Origin of the sequence: Streptomyces sp. NPDC051940, assembly GCF_040680895.1 — a bacterium.
Lineage (GTDB): Bacteria > Actinomycetota > Actinomycetes > Streptomycetales > Streptomycetaceae > Streptomyces.
This window is the reverse complement of the sequence record NZ_JBFAXR010000066.1, coordinates 13,268-30,077: the sequence shown is the minus strand read 5'-3', so window position 1 is coordinate 30,077 and position 16,810 is coordinate 13,268. Positions and strand designations below refer to the sequence as shown.

14 protein-coding genes are annotated in these 16,810 nt (G+C 73.6%); 8 read left to right on the top strand and 6 right to left on the bottom strand.

What is annotated here, in order from left to right; translation table 11 throughout:
- Positions 1-228: 228 nt before the first annotated feature.
- From AB0M28_RS24185 to AB0M28_RS24175, 3 genes are read left to right on the top strand one after another with little or no spacing between them, the layout of a single operon-like run.
- Complete coding sequence (locus AB0M28_RS24185) at positions 229-1,737, top strand: NAD(P)/FAD-dependent oxidoreductase (protein WP_365408572.1); 1,509 nt, start codon at positions 229-231, stop codon at positions 1,735-1,737.
- A complete protein-coding gene (locus tag AB0M28_RS24180) occupies positions 1,734-2,681 on the top strand; it encodes an alpha/beta hydrolase (RefSeq protein ID WP_365408569.1) in 948 nt (315 codons plus the stop codon). The genes AB0M28_RS24185 and AB0M28_RS24180 overlap by 4 nt, the downstream gene beginning before the upstream one ends.
- On the top strand, positions 2,678-3,565 hold the full coding sequence (locus tag AB0M28_RS24175) for an SDR family oxidoreductase (RefSeq protein WP_365408566.1): 888 nt from the start codon (positions 2,678-2,680) through the stop codon (positions 3,563-3,565). The genes AB0M28_RS24180 and AB0M28_RS24175 overlap by 4 nt, the downstream gene beginning before the upstream one ends.
- A gap of 144 nt (positions 3,566-3,709) precedes the next feature.
- Here AB0M28_RS24175 and AB0M28_RS24170 read toward each other — a convergent pair whose 3' ends face one another.
- Complete coding sequence (locus AB0M28_RS24170; protein ID WP_365408564.1) at positions 3,710-4,009, bottom strand: hypothetical protein; 300 nt, start codon at positions 4,007-4,009, stop codon at positions 3,710-3,712.
- A 208-nt stretch (positions 4,010-4,217) separates the two neighbouring features.
- Between AB0M28_RS24170 and AB0M28_RS24165 the strand changes: the two genes are divergently transcribed.
- Positions 4,218-4,889: a hypothetical protein gene (locus tag AB0M28_RS24165; RefSeq protein WP_365408561.1), complete on the top strand. Its 672-nt coding sequence runs from the start codon at positions 4,218-4,220 to the stop codon at positions 4,887-4,889.
- Here the strand turns inward: AB0M28_RS24165 and AB0M28_RS24160 are convergent.
- A complete protein-coding gene (locus tag AB0M28_RS24160; RefSeq protein WP_365408558.1) occupies positions 4,835-8,248 on the bottom strand; it encodes a S41 family peptidase in 3,414 nt (1,137 codons plus the stop codon). The genes AB0M28_RS24165 and AB0M28_RS24160 overlap by 55 nt on opposite strands.
- A 168-nt stretch (positions 8,249-8,416) precedes the next feature.
- Here AB0M28_RS24160 and AB0M28_RS24155 point away from each other — a divergent pair, with 168 nt between their 5' ends.
- The 4 genes from AB0M28_RS24155 to AB0M28_RS24140 are packed head-to-tail and all read left to right on the top strand — an operon-like array spanning position 8,417 to position 11,857.
- Entirely contained in the window at positions 8,417-9,487 is a 1,071-nt protein-coding gene (locus AB0M28_RS24155) for an energy-coupling factor ABC transporter permease (RefSeq protein ID WP_365408556.1), read from the top strand.
- Positions 9,488-9,490: 3 nt separating this feature from the next.
- Positions 9,491-10,255: a cobalt ECF transporter T component CbiQ gene (gene cbiQ, locus AB0M28_RS24150; protein WP_365408552.1), complete on the top strand. Its 765-nt coding sequence runs from the start codon at positions 9,491-9,493 to the stop codon at positions 10,253-10,255.
- A 44-nt stretch (positions 10,256-10,299) separates the two neighbouring features.
- Positions 10,300-11,061: an ABC transporter ATP-binding protein gene (locus AB0M28_RS24145; RefSeq protein ID WP_365408550.1), complete on the top strand. Its 762-nt coding sequence runs from the start codon at positions 10,300-10,302 to the stop codon at positions 11,059-11,061.
- Between the two features lie 25 nt (positions 11,062-11,086).
- Entirely contained in the window at positions 11,087-11,857 is a 771-nt protein-coding gene (locus AB0M28_RS24140) for an SDR family NAD(P)-dependent oxidoreductase (protein ID WP_365408547.1), read from the top strand.
- Between the two features lie 31 nt (positions 11,858-11,888).
- Here AB0M28_RS24140 and AB0M28_RS24135 read toward each other — a convergent pair whose 3' ends face one another.
- The 4 genes from AB0M28_RS24135 to AB0M28_RS24120 form a co-directional block, all read right to left on the bottom strand.
- Complete coding sequence (locus tag AB0M28_RS24135; protein WP_365408544.1) at positions 11,889-13,157, bottom strand: hypothetical protein; 1,269 nt, start codon at positions 13,155-13,157, stop codon at positions 11,889-11,891.
- 69 nt (positions 13,158-13,226) lie between these two features.
- On the bottom strand, positions 13,227-14,072 hold the full coding sequence (locus AB0M28_RS24130; protein WP_365408542.1) for a DMT family transporter: 846 nt from the start codon (positions 14,070-14,072) through the stop codon (positions 13,227-13,229).
- Positions 14,069-14,578 carry a YbaK/EbsC family protein gene (locus tag AB0M28_RS24125; protein ID WP_365408539.1) on the bottom strand — a complete coding sequence of 170 codons (510 nt, stop codon included), beginning with the start codon at positions 14,576-14,578 and terminating at the stop codon, positions 14,069-14,071. Before AB0M28_RS24125 ends, AB0M28_RS24130 begins: the two co-directional genes overlap by 4 nt.
- Before the next feature lie 61 nt (positions 14,579-14,639).
- Entirely contained in the window at positions 14,640-16,694 is a 2,055-nt protein-coding gene (locus AB0M28_RS24120) for a penicillin-binding transpeptidase domain-containing protein (RefSeq protein WP_365408536.1), read from the bottom strand.
- Between the last annotated feature and the right edge of the window lie 116 nt (positions 16,695-16,810).

The following is a 16,810-nucleotide window of genomic DNA, read 5'->3' as shown; positions in this document are numbered from 1 at the left end:
CGCCGCGCGCGGAAGACGACTCAAGGAGATCCGGTGGCCGAGGAGTGCCAATGCTCACTTCGGTCACGGAAGGCGGCGGTCGCCGTGACTCCTGCCGTCCATGAGGTTCGGCCCGACCCGACCCACGCGCCGGGAAGTTCTGCGCATACGACCCCTACCCACCGGTAGGTGCAGGGCCTACTCTCCAACCATGCCAGTAATCGCTGGCGCGTTTCGTGGGAGGCGGGCGTGGGTGGACAGCGGGAGCACGTGCGGGTGGTTGTGGTGGGGGCCGGGTTCGGGGGGCTCGGGGCCGCCGTGAAGCTGCGGCGGGAGGGGGTGACCGACTTCGTCGTGCTGGAGCGGGCCGACGCGCTCGGCGGGACCTGGCGGGACAACTCGTATCCCGGCTGCGCCTGCGACGTACCGTCGCATCTCTACTCGTTCTCCTTCGCGCCCAACCCGGACTGGCCCCGGACGTTCTCCGGGCAGGAGCACATCTGGGACTACCTGGAGCGCGTCGCCGACACCTTCGGCCTCCGCCCGCACCTCCGCTTCGGGCACGAGGTGCGCAGCATCCGCTGGGACGACGAGGCGCTGCGGTGGGAGGTCGAGACGTCGCGGCAGGAGTTCACCGCCGATGTCGTCGTCGGGGCCACCGGGCCGCTGTCCGACCCGAGGATCCCGGAGATCCCCGGCCTGGACACCTTCCCCGGGAAGGTCTTCCACTCCGCGCGGTGGGACCACGACTACGACCTGACCGGCAAGCGCGTGGCCGTCATCGGCACCGGCGCCTCCGCGATCCAGATCGTGCCGAACATCCAGCGCACGGCGGGCCGGCTGACCCTCTTCCAGCGCACACCCCCGTGGGTGCTGCCGCGCATGGACCGGAAGATCACCGCCGCCGAGCGGTGGCTGCACGCCACGGTGCCGGCGACGACCAAGCTGCGCCGCGGGCTGCTGTGGGGCATACGCGAGCTGCAGGTCAGCGCGTTCACCAAGCGGCCGAACGAGCTGGGCCTCATCGAGGTCCTCGCCAAGCGCAACATGGCGCGCTCCATCAAGGATCCGCAGACCCGCCGCAAGCTCACCCCCGACTACCGCATCGGCTGCAAGCGGATCCTGCTGTCCAGCGACTACTACCCCGCCCTCGCCCAGCCCAACGTCGACCTCGTCGCGGCCGGGCTGAAGGAGATCCGGGGGACGACCCTCGTCGCCTCCGACGGCACGGAGACCGAGGCCGACGCGGTCATCTTCTCCACCGGCTTCCACGTCACCGACATGCCCTTCGCCGACCGGGTGAAGGGGCGCAACGGGACGACGCTGGCGGAGGCGTGGGCCGGCGGGATGGAGGCGCTGCGCGGGGCGAGCGCCGCCGGGTTCCCCAACTTCCTGACGATCATCGGGCCCAACACCGGCCTCGGCAACAGCTCGATGATCCTCATGATCGAGTCCCAGCTGAACTACCTCGGCGACTTCATGCGCCAACTCGACACCCTGGGCGGCACCGGCGTTGCCCTCGACGCCCGCCGCGAGGCCGTGGACCGCTGGAACGTCCGCGTACAGGAGCGGATGAAGCGCACCGTCTGGAACACCGGCGGCTGCACCAGCTGGTATCTCGACGCGAACGGCCGCAACACCACCGTCTGGCCCGGCACCACGTCCGAGTTCCGCAAGGTCACCCGGCACGTCGACCTCGGCGAGTACGAGGTGCTGCGCGCCGCCACCCGCAGTCCGCTGAAGGAGGAGGTCCGTTGAGCCCCCGTCGTACGCACGTGACCACCGGCCCGTACGCCCCGCCCGTCCCGCACAGCGAACTCACCGTCACCTCCGCCGACGGGGCGCGGCTGTACGCCGAGATCCACGGCCCCGACGACGCGCCGACCGTGGTGCTGGCCCACGGCTGGACCTGCTCGACGGCCTTCTGGGCGGCGGTCGTCCGGGACCTCGTCGTCGACCACCGCGTGGTGGTGTACGACCAGCGCGGCCACGGCCGCAGCCCCGCGCCGGCGTCCAGGGGCGGGTACTCCACCACCGCGCTCGCCGACGACCTCGGCGCCGTCCTGCAGGCGACCCTGCGCACCGGCGAGCGGGCGGTCCTGGCCGGGCACTCGATGGGCGCCATGACGCTGATGGCCGCCGCCGACCGCCCGTATCTGCGCGAGCGCGCCGCCGCCCTGCTGCTGTGCTCCACGGGCGCCTCGAAGCTGCGGCTGGAGTCGCGGGTCTTCCCGGTCGGTCCGCGGAGCGTACGGAACTTCGCGCACCGGGCGCTGCTGCTGTCCCGGATGCCGCTCGGCCCGGTGACCGGCCTGGCGAAGGGGCTGCTCAAGTACGGGACGATGGCGCCGGGTTCGACCCCGGCAGAGGTCGAGGCGTGCGCGTACATCGTGCACGCCTGCCCGCGCAAGGTGCGCGGGGCGTGGGGGAGGGTGCTCGCGTCGCTGGACCTGGACGGCGAGGTGCGCCGGATGGCCGTGCCCACGGCCGTCGTCCAGGGCACGGCCGACCGGCTCACGCCCCCGGTGCACGCCCGCCGGCTGGGGGCGGCCCTGCCGAACTGCCTGGGGGTGACCGAGCTGCCCGGCAAGGGGCACATGACGCCCGTCGAGGCGCCCGACGTCGTGGCCGGTGCGATCCGCGGGCTGGTGGGGGAGTATCTGCCGCAGACCGCCAAGGTGGCCGAGGAGGAGAGCGCGTGAGCAGGGGAAGGCTGGACGGCCGCGTCGCCGTCGTCACGGGAGCGGCGCGCGGCGTCGGCGCGCTGCTGGCGCGCAAGCTGTCCGAGCGGGGCGCGAAGCTGGCGCTGGTCGGGCTGGAGGCCGAGGAGCTGAAGCGGGTCGCGGGCTCGCTGCGCACGGAGGCGGAGTCCTGGTACGCGGACGTCACCGACCACGAGGCGATGGGCGCGGTGGCGGCGGAGGTCGTCGAGCGGTTCGGGCGCGTCGACATCGTCGTGGCCAACGCCGGTGTGGCGATGGGCGGTCCGTTCGCGGACTCCGACCCGCGCAGCTTCGACCGGGTCATCGAGGTCAACCTGCTGGGCAGCGTGGCCACGGCCCGCGCGTTCGTGCCCGCGCTGACGGACAGCGGCGGCTATCTGCTGCAGATCGCCTCGCTCGCGGCGATCACGCCCGCGCCGATGATGGCTGCGTACTGCGCGTCGAAGTCGGGGGTGGAGGCGTTCGCGCACTGTCTGCGGGGCGAGTTGGCGCACCAGGGCGTCGGGGTCGGGGTCGGCTATCTGAGCTGGACCGACACGGACATGGTGCGCGGCGCGGACGAGGACGAGGTCTTCCGTGACCTGCGCAGGTCGCTGCCGTGGCCGGCGAACAAGACGTATCCGCTGGAGCCGGCCGTCGACCGGCTGCTGCAGGGCATCCTGCGGCGCTCGCCGCACGTGTACGGGCAGTGGTGGCTGCGCGGGATGCAGTCGGTGCGCGGGGCGCTGCCGGGGGTGCTCGCCGTCGGCGGGGCCCGGGAGATGCGGAAGTTCGCGCCGCGGCTGGCGGCGACGCGGGCCACCCGGCGGCAGGGGCTCGTCGGCGCGGGCGGCGCGGCGGACGAGTCGGCGCGCGCGCAGTGAGGCGGGCGCGGTGAGGCAGGCGCCGTAGGGCAGGCGCGCCCGTCGTGGCCCGGGCCCGCCTGTCGCGGCACAGGGGAAGGGGTGCGTCCCGTACGGGACGCACCCCTTCGGCGCAGTGTGCGATTGCGCTGTGGTGACAGATCGTCAGTAGTTGTCCTCCACGTCGTCCCACGCCTGCTGGCCCTGCTCCTGGCCGCGCTGCGGGGGCCGCTGCTCCCGCTCCTGCGCGCCCTGCCGGGCTTCCTGCGCACGCTGCTGGCCGCGCTGCTGGCCCTCCTGGGCCCGCTGCTGACCGCCCTGCTGGGCCCGCTGCTTGGCGTTCTGCTGGCCCTCCTGACCGCGCTGCTGCGCGTTCCGGGCCGCGTCCTGCGCCTTGTCGGTCATGTCGCCGGCGGCGTTCTTGGCCTTGTCGGCGGTGTTGCCCAGGGATTCTCCGATGCCCATCTGTAGTCACTCCTAGTAGTGAGACCGTCGGGGGCAGAACCACTGTGGCATACCGCACTTCACCTCGCATTTCGGGCATTGCGGTTACGCCCTGGAAAGGGCCCCTGACGTGCGGTGACGCAGATCGCCGTAACGCGTGTGCGCGGCCGGGACGTGCACAACCGCCCGGCCCTGGCGGGACGTCAGCCCCGCCGGGGCCTTCCACACCGTGTTCCACGACGTCGACTCCGCGTACGGCGAGACCTGGGCCGTCGGGCCCGGTGACGTGTGGGCGGCCGGTTCGCTGTACCGCGAGGACACCGCCGGCGGATATGACAGCGGTCACGCCCTGCTGCTGCACTACGACGGCACCACCTGGAGCGAGGTCCAACTGCCGCTGCCCGCCGAGGAGTCGTACAGCCGCCTGACCGCGGTCGCCGTCGCCGCCGACGGCACCGTGTGGACCGGCGGCATCCGGGCGTCCGCCGGCTCGTCGGAGGAGGCGTTCGTCCAGCGCCGCGACCCGGCCGGCGGCTGGCGCCAGGCCGCGGGCGGCGCGTCGCCCGGCTGGGTCTCCGAGCTGCAGGCCCTGCCGGGCAGCGAGGCGCTGGCCGTGGGCGAGACCCAGAACCCCGCGGTGGACCCGGACGGCGACTACGTCCTCACCCTCGGCGCCGACGGCGCGTTCGTCCGCGCCGAGGACCCGCCGGGCGCCGGCTCGCTGTACGGCGCGGCCACGGACGCCGAGGGGCGGGTGTGGGCCGTGGGCGCCGGTGGCCGGTCCCGACTCGTACCCGACGGGCTACGCGGCCGTCCGCGACTGACGTACCACCCGCCGCCCCGGGGTCACGGCCTCCGGGGCGGCAGCGGGGGCCGCCGGCGGTCGGGGACGCCGCTGTAGTCCGGGGGGCGGGCGGCGGGGTCGGACTCCAGGAGCTTCAGCGCCGTCTCCACCGCCACGTCCAGCTCCGAACAGCGGCCCTCCGCCCAGTCCAGCGGCGTGCGCTCCGCGACGATGTCCGGGTCCACGCCCTCGTTCTCCACGTCCCAGCCGTACGCGTCGAACCACGCCGCGTTCATCGGCACCGTGATCACCGTGCCCTCGCCCAGCTTGTGCCGGCCCGTCATCCCGACCACGCCGCCCCAGGTGCGCAGCCCCACCACCGGCCCCAGGCCGAGCAGTTTGAACGCCGCCGTGATCATGTCGCCGTCGGAGGAGGTGGCCTCGTCGCACAGCGCCACCAGCGGACCGCGCGGGGCGATGGAGGTGTACGACACGGGCTGGGCGTTGCGCGTCAGGTCCCAGCCGATGATGGACCGGGTGAGCTTCTCCAGCACCAGCTCGCTGATGTGCCCGCCCGCGTTGCCGCGCACGTCCACGACCAGCGCCTCGGCCTGCATCTCCATCCGCAGGTCGCGGTTGAACTGCGCCCAGCCGGACCCCAGCAGGTCCGGGATGTGCAGATAGCCGCACCGCCCGTCGCTGAGCTCGCGCACCACCTTGCGCCGGTTGGCCACCCAGTCCTGGTAGCGCAGCGGCCGGTCGTCCACCAGCGGCACCACCGCCACCCGGCGCGCCCGTCCCGTCTCCGGGACCAGGAACGTCAGTTCCACCGTCGTACCGCCCGCGGCGGCCAGCAGCGGCCCCGGGCCGTACTTCGGCTCCACCCTGCGCCCGTCGATCTCCAGCAGCACCATGCCCTCGCGCACGCCCTGCCCGGCCAGGGGCGAGCGGGCGCGGCTGTCGGAGGACTCGCCGGGGAGGATGCGGGCCACGGTCCACTGACCCTCCTTGTTGTGGGCGTAGTTGACGCCCAGGAAGCCCAGCGGGCGCTGGTACGCCGGCGGTCCCTCGTTGCGGCGGGCGGGCGTGACGTACGCGTGCGAGGTGCCCAGCTCGCCCAGCACCTCGCGGAGCAGGTCGGCGAACTCGTCCGGCGACGCCACCTGGTCCAGCAGCGGCCGGTACTGGTCGAGGACGGCCGTCCAGTCGATGCCGCACATGTCGGGCTCCCAGAAGTACGCCCGGGTGATCCGTCCCGCCTCGTCGAACGCCTGGTGCCACTCCGCCACGGGGTCGGCCTCGTGCATGATGCGGCGCAGATCGATGTACGTCGTGCTCTCGCCCTCCGCCCGCTCGGTCGCCGGGATGACGCGCAGCGTGCCCTCGTCCAGCACGACCAGGCGGGTGCCGTCGCCGCTCACCCAGATGTCGCTGACGAGGGTGGTCAGCTCGGTGCGCTTGGCCTTGGAGATGTCGAAGTGCTCCAGGGTCGGGTTGCCGGAGGTGTCGTACGGGTTGGCGAACGTCTCGCCCAGCGCGCCGGAGATCGGCCAGCGCAGCCAGACCAGCCCGCCGCCCGCGACAGGCGTGAGCGCGGAGTACTTCGACGCCGCCACCGGGAACGGCGTCACCCGGCTCTCCAGCCCCTCCGGCTCCACCAGCACCGTGCCCTCGTTCCCCTCCAGCGGGGCGATCGGGTCCAGCCCGCCGGCCGCGGGACGCCCCTCGGCGGAGAGCGCGAAGGGCGAGGGGGTGGCCGACGACAGCGGGACCAGGTAGGGGCGGCAGCCCAGCGGGAAGGAGAGGTCGCCGGTGTGCACGTCGTACACCGGGTCGAAGCCGCGCCAGGAGAGGAAGGCGAGATAGCGGCCGTCGCGGGTGAAGACCGGCTGCTCGTCCTCGAAGCGGCCGTTGGTGACGTCGACGATCAGGCCGTCCGCCAGCCGGGCCAGCTTGATGCGGCGCAGGGAGCGGCCCACGCCGGGGTGGGCCCAGGTGATCCACTTGGAGTCGGGGGAGAAGGAGATGTCGCGGACCGGGCCGTTGTCGGAGCGGATCAGCTCGACGGCCTGCCCGGCGGCCTCGATCACCGGCGGATGCTCCGCCTCGAAGGCGTCCTCCGCGGCCGTCTTCCCGGCGTCCTCGGCGGCCGTCTCCCCGGCCTCCTCAGCGGCCGCCTCCGCAGCGTCCTCCGCCAGGTCCGACGCCCTCTCCAGCCGGTCCTCGTACGGCCACGTCCGCTCCGGCACCGGCACGATCAGCAGCCGTCCGTCGTTCGACGCCACGGCGATCGTGGTGCCGTCCGGTGACGGCACCATCGCCAGCACCCGTCCCAGCTCGCCCGACGCCAGCCGCAGCGGCGGCCGGACGGCGCCGGCCTGCGGCAGGTCCGAGATCTCGATGGCGTCCGGCCCGTCCGCCTCCGTCACGTACGCCACCGACCCCGTCGCGCCCAGGGTCTCCGGCAGCCGGATCCGTACCCCCGGCGTGTCCACGATGGTGCGGGCCGGCCCGTCCCGGTGGGTCAGCCAGTACAGCGCGCCCCGCACCGCGACCGCGCTGGCCCGCCCGGTGGTGTCGACGGCCAGCGCGTTCAGGTTCGCCCCGGCGGCCACCTGGTAGCGGCGCCGTCCGGCGCGGGGTCCGCCGAGCCGTACGCGCAGCTTGCGCGGCTCGCTGTCCGGGGTCAGGTCCTCCACCAGCCACAGCTCGCCCGCGCACTGGTAGACCACGCGGCGGCCGTCGCTGGACGCGGCGCGCGCGTAGAAGTCGGCGTGGTCGGTGTGGCGGCGCAGATCGGTGCCGTCGGGCAGACAGGAGTAGAGGTTGCCGATGCCCTCGTGGTCGGAGAGGAAGGCGATCCGCTCCCCGACGATCATGATGCTCTCGAGGTTTCCGCCCAGGTCCGGCAGCAGCCGCTCGCCCTGCAGATACAGCCGGCCCATCGCTCCGCCGCGGTACCGCTTCCAGGCGTACGGCTCCTGCGGCGCCTTGCCCGTCAGCAGCAGCGTCTGCCGCTTCCCGCCCAGCGTGCCGATCGCGATGTCGTTCACCGGCCCCCACGGCAGCATGCCCGACGGGCTGCCGTCCGGCGGCACGGTGTACGCCCACTGGAAGGAGGCCAGGGGCTGGCTGTACGACGAGACCGCCAGGATGTCCGTACGCCCGTCCTCCGGCGGGGACCAGCCGCGCACCTTGGTGTCCGTACCGCCCCAGTACGTCAGCCGCACCGCCTCGCCGCCCTCCACGGGTACGACGTGCACCTCGGGGTCGAGGCTGCGCAGGCTGGTGAAGGCGATGGTGGAGCCGTCGGGGCCGAACCGCGGGTGGTCCACGCGGGTCCGGTCGACGGTCAGCCGCCAGGCGCGCTCCGGCTCCTCGCCGGGGGCGGCCAGCGGGGAGAGCCACAGGTCGTCCTCGGTGACGAAGCAGAGCAGGCCGCCGTGGAGATGGGGGGCGCGGAGGTATCCAGTCACCTTTCCATGTTTCGGGCCCCCCTCCGGCCCGGCAACTCGGATCGGACCGCCGGAACCCGTCCGGATCCGCACCCATCCGCTCCCGCCTCTGCGCCGAATTCCTTATTGCAAGTGCTTCGCAATAAGCCGCTATGATCGGATCGGTCTGCCAGCCGGGAGGGGAACCCCATGCACGTACCCGACGGATTCATCGACGCACCCGTCTCCGTGGCCGCCGGTGCCGTCGCCGCTGGCGCGGTCGCCGTGTCGCTGCGCGGCGCCCGCAAGGAACTCGACGAGCGCACCGCTCCGCTGGCCGGACTGGTCGCGGCGTTCATCTTCGCGGTCCAGATGCTGAACTTCCCCGTTGGCGCCGGCACCAGCGGCCACCTCCTCGGCGGGGCGCTGGCGGCGATACTCGTCGGCCCGTACACGGGCGTGCTGTGCGTCGCCGTCGTGCTGCTCATGCAGGGCCTGCTCTTCGCCGACGGCGGCCTCACCGCGCTGGGCGTGAACATCACGCTGATGGGCGTGGTCACCGTCGTCGTCTCGTACGCCGTCTTCCGCGTCCTGATCCGCGTGCTGCCCCGCGGCCGCGGGGGCCTGGGCGTCGCGTCCTTCGCCGCCGCCGCGATCTCCGTGCCGGCCGCCGCGCTGGCCTTCACCGGGCTGTACGCCGTCGGCGGCACCGCGGACGTCTCCCTCTCCAAGGTCGCCACCGCCATGGTCGGCGTGCACGTCCTCATCGGCCTCGGGGAGGCCGCGATCACCGCCGTGACCGTCGGCTCGGTCGCCGCCGTCCGCCCCGACCTGGTGCACGGCGCCCGCGGACTGGCGACGCCCCTGCAGATCCGCCACGCGGACGGCACCACCTCCACCGTCACCGCGGGCGGCGGACGCGAGGTCCCGGCCGCCCCGCGCGGCTCGCGCAAGGTCTGGGCCGCGGGCCTGGCCGCCGCCGTGGTGCTCGCCGGCATCGTCAGCTTCTACGCCTCCGCCGACCCCGACGGCCTGGAGAAGGTCGCCACCGACCAGGGCATCGCCGCGAAGCAGCAGGACCACGGCCTCGGCGACTCCCCGCTCGCCGACTACGGCGTCAAGGACGTCGGCGACGCCCGCCTCTCCGGCGGCCTCGCCGGCGTGATCGGCGTGGGCGTGACGCTCGCCGCCGGCTCCGCCGTCTTCGTCGCCGTACGCCGCTCCAACCGCGGCACGTCCCAGGCAGCCCGGGCCGCGTCCGTCCCCGCGAACCGGGTCTGAGCCATGGGCGCCGGTCACAGTCACCGTCTCTACCGCCACGCGCACAGCCCCGTGCACGCGCTGCCGCCGCACTGCAAGCTGGCCGCCGTGTTCGGGTTCGTGCTGGTGGTCGTCGCCACCCCGCGCGAGGCCATGTGGGCGTTCGCGCTGTACGCGGCGCTCCTCGCGGGTGTCGCCGTACTCGCCCGCGTCCCGGTGTCGTTCCTGCTCAGGCGGCTGGTCTTCGAGGTGCCCTTCGTGGCGTTCGCGCTGCTGCTGCCGTTCGTCGCGGAGGGCCCGCGCGTCGACGTACTCGGTATGTCGCTGAGCGAGTCGGGCCTGTGGGGCGCGTGGAACATCCTCGCCAAGGGCACCCTCGGCGTCGGCGCCTCCGTCCTCCTCGCGGCCACCACCGAACTGCGCGAGGTGTTGCTCGGCCTGCAGCGGCTGCGGATGCCGCCGCTGCTGGTGCAGATCGCGTCCTTCATGATCCGTTACGGCGACGTCATCGCCGGCGAGATGCGCCGGATGCGCATCGCGCGCGAGTCCCGCGGCTTCGAGGCGCGCGGCGTCCGCCACTGGGGCGTGCTCGCCAAGTCCGCGGGTGCCCTGTTCATCCGCTCCTACGAACGGGGCGAGCGGGTGCACCTCGCGATGGTCTCGCGCGGCTACACCGGCACCATGCCGGTGATCGACGAGGTCACCGCCACCGCCGTCGACTGGCGCCGCGCCGCCGTACTGCCGCTGACTGCGCTCGCCGTCTGCCTGCTGGGATGGAGCCTCGGATGACTTCTGGAACGCAATCCCCCGCGACTTCCGGGAGGGAGCCTCGTATGACCGCTTCGCTGGAGGTCTCCGGCCTCGCCTACGCCTACCCCGACGGCCACCAGGCCCTCTTCGGCGTCGACCTGACCATCGACCGCGGTGAGCGCGTCGCCCTGCTCGGCCCCAACGGCGCCGGCAAGACGACCCTCGTGCTGCACCTCAACGGCATCCTCGGCGGCGGCGCGGGCGCCGTGACCGTGGCCGGACTGCCCGTACAGAAGCGGAACCTCGCCGAGATCCGGCGCCGCGTCGGCATCGTCTTCCAGGACCCCGACGACCAGCTCTTCATGCCGACCGTCCGCGAGGACGTCGCCTTCGGCCCGGCGTCCGCGGGCCTGCGCGGAGCGGAGCTCGCCGCCCGTATCGACAAGGCCCTCGCCCAGGTCGGCATGGCGGAGTACGCCGACCGTCCGCCGCACCATCTGTCCTTCGGCCAGCGGCGCCGCGTCGCCGTCGCCACGGTGCTGGCCATGGAGCCGGAGATCCTGGTCCTGGACGAGCCCTCGTCCAACCTCGACCCGGCCTCGCGGCGCGAACTCGCCGACATCCTGCGGTCGCTGGACGTCACCGTCCTCATGGTCACGCACGATCTGCCGTACGCCCTGGAGCTGTGCCCGCGCTCGGTCATCCTCAGCGACGGCGTGATCGCCGCGGACGCGCCGACCCGGGAGCTGCTGTCGGACGAGGAGCTGATGCGTCGGCACCGGCTGGAGCTGCCGTTCGGGTTCGATCCGCGGTCGGTTCCCGCCGGTTCGCGATCTACCGCCTGAGCGGGACGCGCCCTAACCTTCGGCCATGAACCGGTTTGGGGGTTACACAGCGATCGTCACCGGAGGCGCGCACGGGATCGGGGCCGCCATCGCGCGGCGGCTGGCCGACGAGGGCGCGCGGGTCGTGATCGCCGACATCGACGGGGACGCCGCCAAGGCCACGGCCGCCGCGATCGGCCGCGGGGCGGAGGGCGTCCACTGCGACGTACGCCGCACCGCCGACGTCGAGGAGGCCGTCGCGCACGCCGCCGAGGTGTACGGCCGGCTCGACGTCCTGGTCAACAACGCGTACGCGGGCGCGGGCCTCGGCCCGTTCGGCCAGGTCGCCGAGGCGGACTGGCTGGCCTCCTTCGACGTGACCCTGCACGGCGCGATGCGCGCCGCCCGGGCCGCGCTGCCGCACCTCGCGCGGGCCGGCGGGCGCGGCGCCATCGTCAACATCGGCTCCGTGAACGGCGAGACGGGCCTCGGCGAGCACGCGTACAGCGCCGCGAAGGCGGGACTGACGAGCCTCACCCGCAGCCTCGCCGTCGAGGCCGCCGCCTCGGGCGTACGGGTCAACCTCGTCGCCCCCGGCACCATCCGCACCCGCGCGTGGGACGGCCGCGAGGCGACCCTGGCCGACGTCGCCGCGAACGTCTACCCCATGGGGCGGGTCGGCGAACCCGAGGACGTGGCGGCGGCGGTGGCGTTCCTGGCGTCGCGGGACGCGGGGTGGATCACCGGCGTGACCCTCCCGGTGGACGGCGGTCTGCTGGCGGGCAACCTGGCGTGGACGCGGGCGGACCGGTCGTAGGCGGCCGGTCCTGGGGGTTGTGTTCCCGGGATCACGTTCCCGGCGGCGCGGGCGGCATCGGTGGCATCGGGGGCGGGGCGGCCGGAGCGGGCGGGACGTCGGACGGCGCCTGCGGCGCGGGGCCGAAGCCGCCCTGCGGGGGTACGCCGTAACCGCCCTGCGGGGGCTGGGCGAAGCCGCCCTGCGGGGGTACGCCGTAGCCGCCCGGGACCGTGGGCTGCTGGTACGGGTTCGGGGCGTACAGACCCTGCGGCCCCGGTGGAAGCGGCGCGCCCCACGCGCCGGGCGCCGCGAGCGCCCGCCGCCCGGCGGCCGCCATCAGGACGATCACCACGACGCAGAGCACGGCCTCCCCCACGGTCGTGGCGAGGCTGAGCTTCCCCGGGGTGTCGGCCCCGGCCGCCGACCAGCTCGGGTACCAGTTGTCGCTGGAGCTGCCGGGGTGGTCCGAGCCGAGGGTCAGACCGATCATGGACCGGACGTCCGGATAGAGCACGACCGCCGCCAGTGCGACCGCCCCGCCCCCCGCCGACCTGCGCCCCGCCAGCGCGAGCGCCCCGAAGAGCAGCATCGCCACGGCGAAGAGCGCCTGGTACGAGTAGTAAGTGCCGCCGATCTCGCCGGACCCGGTGGTTCCCGGCATCACGCCGTGGGAGGCGTCGACGAGGTGGCGCAGATAGTCCTTCGCGTTCCACGGATACCGGTCGGAGGCCAGGTAGTAGACGATCCAGGCCAGCTGGACCACCCCGAGGAACAGCAGCAGCGCGCCCGCCGCCGCGCCCGGTCCGCCCGGCCGGACCGGTGTCCGGGGCGCCGCGGCCAGCATGAGGGCCAGCACCGCGACCGAGACGAGCAGGCCCACCACCCAGCTGCCGATGATCAGCACGTCCAGGTCGTTGCCGCCGATGTAGGAGTCGCGGAAGTCGTCCGAGACCGCGAGCCCGACCAGTTCGCGCGCGGAGACGGCCAGCAGCATCGTGCCGGCGAGGAGCGCCGCCCCCCGCGCGCCCGCCCGTGCCGCGCACGCCAGGACGCCCACCACCAGCATCAGGACGGTCAGCGCCCAGACCTGCTCGTTGAACAGCTCCGGCTCGACCCCGATCCGCGGGTCGACCAGCGCCTGCGCGAACTTCCCGGCGCTGAGGTCGGAGAACTCGACGAAGTCGTAGACGATCCACGCCACCACCGCCACCCCGAAGAACAGCAGCAGGACCCCCGCCGCCACCCCCGCGCCGCGGCGCGGCGGCCCCGCCGTCATCCCCGGCATCCCGGTGTTCGGTATCGCGCTGGGCATTGCCATGACCGACGGACCCCCTGTCGCCGTTCCCCCGTGAACCCGCCCCATGATGCCCGTACGGACGGGCCGGGGTCACCCCGTACGCAACATCAGACCGATCCCCAGCACCATCAGCACCGCCGCGGCGATCCGCGGGGCGCCGAAGCGCTCCTTGAAGAACAGGGCCCCGATCGCCGCCCCCACGATGATGCTCGACTCCCGCAGCGCCGCGACCGGCCCCAGCGGGGCACGGGTCTGCGCCCACAGCACCAGCCCGTACGCGGCGGACGACATCAGCCCGCCCAGCAGCCCGCGGGCCAGGAACGGGCGGACCTGGGCGGCGAGTTCACGCCCGCGGGTGGACAGGGCGTACAGCGGGAGGAGCGGGCCCATCAGGAAGATCAGCCAGGCCGTGTAGCCGAGGGCGGTCTCCGCGTTGCGCACCCCGATGCCGTCGACGACGGTGTACGTCGCGATCGACAGCCCCGTCGCCCCGGCCGCGGTGAGCGCCGGCCAGTCGGGCCGGCCCGTGCGTATCCCCCACAGGGCCACCCCCAGCAGCCCCGCCGTGGCCAGCGCGACGCCGACGGCCTGGGCGCCGGTCAGCGTCTCGTCCACGGCGAACACGGCCACCACGGTGACGACCAGCGGCGCCGTGCCGCGCGCGATCGGGTACGCCTGGCCGAAGTCGCCCAGCGTGAACGACCGCATGAGCAGCTGCATGTACACGATGTGCACGGCGACGGACGTCAGCAGCCACGGCCAGGCGCCCGCCGCCGGGACGGGGACGAAGAACAGCAGCGGCAGCGTGGCAAGCGTCTGCCCGCCGCCGATCAGGGTGAACGCGACGAGCTGGTCCTTCACCCCGTGCGCGAGGGCGTTCCACGAGGCGTGCAGCAGGGCCGCGGCCAGGACGACCGCGACCACCACCGGCGTCAAGACGACTGCTCGCGTACGTCGACCACGCTGCCGCCGGCGTGGGCGACGAGGGTCTTGGGCTCCATCGGGAAGACGGTGTGCGGGTCGCCGGCGGCCGCCCACACCACGTCGTGGTCCAGCAGCCCGCGGTCGGCCAGCACCCGGGTGCGGGTCAGATGCCCGAACGGCGGGACGCCGCCGATCGCGTAACCCGTCGTGGCGCGCACCAGGTCGGCGTTCGCCCGGCCGACCTTGGCGGCGCCGAGTTCGGCCCGTACGAGCTCGGTGTCGACCCGCGAGGAGCCGTCCATCAGGACCAGCACCGGCTGACCGTCCGCCTCGAAGATCAGCGACTTGACGATCTGGCTGAGCTCGCAGCCGATCGCGTCCGCGGCCTGCTGCGCGGTGCGGGTGGCGTCCGGGAAGCGGCGCACCTCCAGATCGCCGAGGCCCAGCTCGGCGAGGGCGGCGGCGAAGCGGGGGTGGGCGAGGTGGTGGGTGGACCCGGCGGGCGATTCGGATGACATGGAGGTGACGCTAGCGGTACGTGCACCGGCCATGCGACCGGGTTATGGCCGCGGGCGCCGGTCACCCCATCGCGAGCATGGCCCGTACCAGCGGACCCGCGAACTCGCCGCCGTGGCCCGTCTCCGGCACCACCGCGGCCGCCGCCACATCGCCCCGGTACGCCGTGAACCAGGCGTTCGGCTTGTCCTGGCCGTCGACCTCCGACGTGCCCGTCTTGGCGCCGACGTCGCCGCCGAGGCCCTTCATGGCCGTGGCCGCCGTGCCCCAGATGGCGGTCTCCGCCATCATCCCGCGCAGCTGTGTGAGCGTGGACGCCTTCATCGTGCGCGGCGCCTTGGCCAGGGTGCGGCCGTCGACCCGGGGGGAGACGAGGTACGGCTGCTTGAACACGCCCGTCCTGACCGTCGCCGAGACCGACGCCATCACCATCGGGTTGGCCCGCACCCCGCCCTGGCCGATCAGCTCGGCGGCCATCTGCGCCTGGGACTGCACGGGGACGCGGCCGTCGAAGGTCGTCACGCCCGGCTGCCAGTTGAGGCCGATGCCGAAGACGTCGCGGGCCTGCTTGGTGAGGTCGTCGTCGTCCAGCTTGGGGGCCATCCCGATGAAGGCGGTGTTGCAGGAGTTGGCGAAGGACTGGGCGAAGGTGCTGCCGTCCGGCAGCTCGAACTTCTCCACGTTCTGGAACTTCCACCCGCCGTACGTCACGTACTTGGGGCACGGGTGCTCGGCGGTGCTCGTCACCAGGCCCTTGTCCAGCAGCATCGACGCCGTGACGACCTTCATCGTCGAGCCGGGCGCGAGGGAGCCCTGCAGGGCGGAGTCGAAGCCGCCGCCCGGGTAGTTGGCGACGGCGAGGATCTCGCCCGTGCTCGGGCGGATCGCCACCAGGGACGACTTCCCGGCCTTCTTCACCTGGCGCTCGGCCTCGGCCTGCATCCGCGCGTCGATGGTGGTCTTCACGGTGCCGGGCCGGCCCTTGGCGAGCACCAGCAGCGTCTCGGGGGCGGCGGCCTTGTGGTCCTCGCCCTTCTTCGTCTTCGCGGGCTCGATCCAGATCTCCACGTCGCCGCTGCCGCCGGCCTTCTTGCCGTACTTCTCGCGGAGGCTGGCGATGATCGGGCCCATCGAGGGATAGGTCTTCGTGTCGAGCAGCTTGCCGTTGCGGTCCAGGGCCTTCACCGGCGGGGCGTCGGGCTCGCCGGTGCGCAGCTTCTCGCCCTCGCCGAGCTTGGGATGCAGGACGGTGGGTGCCCAGTGGACGACGGCCTTGCCCGTCTTGGTGTCCCGTTTGACCTCGAGCTTCGCGTCGTACGTCCAAGGCGAGGTCTTCTCGCCGTACTTCACCTGGGCCTCGACGTGGTACGGCAGCGAGGTGCCGGCCGGGACGCCCGGCGTCAGCTTCACGGAGGTGACGGCGGCGTCCGTGGTGTACGCCGTCAGTCCGGCCTGCGCCGTGACGGCGTCGTCGGTGAGCGCGGCGGCGGCGGGGGCCTGACCGCCGGCCCAGGCGCTGAGGAAGCGGGTGCCCATGGCGGTGACCTCCTTCACCGTGGGCGGCGCGGTGTTGACGGGCTTGGGCGTCTTCTTCGCGGCGGGCGTCTTCCCGTCGTCGCCGAGCACGGTGTACGCGCCGAAGCCGGCGGCGCCGACGACCACGACGGCGGCGGCGCCGATGGCGGCCCACTTCCGCCACGGCGGCTTGGCGGGCTTACGCCGGCGGTGGCCGCTGCCCGCGGCGGTGTCGCGGCCGTCCGGATCGTTGTGGGCGTTGTACGCGGGGAAGGTCTGGGTGTCGCCGCCGGCGGGCTGCCACTGGCCCTGGGCGTAGGCGGTCTGGTGGGGGTGGCCGTGCTGGGGGTCCGCGGGCTCCTGTCCCTGGGGGTATCCGGGATCCCGGCCGTATCCGCCGCTCCGGGGGTCCGGGGCGGGCGGCTGGTAGGGGGCGCCCTGGGGCCGGGCCGCGTCCCAGGGGTGGGCCTGCCCACCGTCGTAACCCTGCTGCGGCCGTCCGTACGGATCCTGCGGCCGTCCGTACGGCTCCTGCTGCCCGTACGGACCCTGCGGCCGGCCGGCGCCCGCCGCGCCGCCCTGCCCCTGCTGCCCGTCCCACATAACCCGCAGCTCCCTCGCCGCCCGCGTGTACCACGCACCTGTGCCTCGCACCCTAAGGCACGCCGAACGCGACGAGAGACGTCATTCGCCTGGAAGGGTGCATTACGGGGCGTGCC

Excerpts from the sequence above, each read along its gene's own strand:
- AB0M28_RS24170 (WP_365408564.1), bottom strand. The coding sequence starts at position 4,009 with ATGGGCATCGGAGAATCCCTGGGCAACACCGCCGACAAGGCCAAGAAC.
- AB0M28_RS24125 (WP_365408539.1), bottom strand. The coding sequence starts at position 14,578 with ATGTCATCCGAATCGCCCGCCGGGTCCACCCACCACCTCGCCCACCCC.
- AB0M28_RS24140 (WP_365408547.1), top strand. The coding sequence starts at position 11,087 with ATGAACCGGTTTGGGGGTTACACAGCGATCGTCACCGGAGGCGCGCAC.
- AB0M28_RS24120 (WP_365408536.1), bottom strand. The coding sequence starts at position 16,694 with ATGTGGGACGGGCAGCAGGGGCAGGGCGGCGCGGCGGGCGCCGGCCGG.
- AB0M28_RS24155 (WP_365408556.1), top strand. The coding sequence starts at position 8,417 with ATGCACGTACCCGACGGATTCATCGACGCACCCGTCTCCGTGGCCGCC.
- cbiQ (WP_365408552.1), top strand. The coding sequence starts at position 9,491 with ATGGGCGCCGGTCACAGTCACCGTCTCTACCGCCACGCGCACAGCCCC.
- AB0M28_RS24135 (WP_365408544.1), bottom strand. The coding sequence starts at position 13,157 with ATGGCAATGCCCAGCGCGATACCGAACACCGGGATGCCGGGGATGACG.
- AB0M28_RS24145 (WP_365408550.1), top strand. The coding sequence starts at position 10,300 with ATGACCGCTTCGCTGGAGGTCTCCGGCCTCGCCTACGCCTACCCCGAC.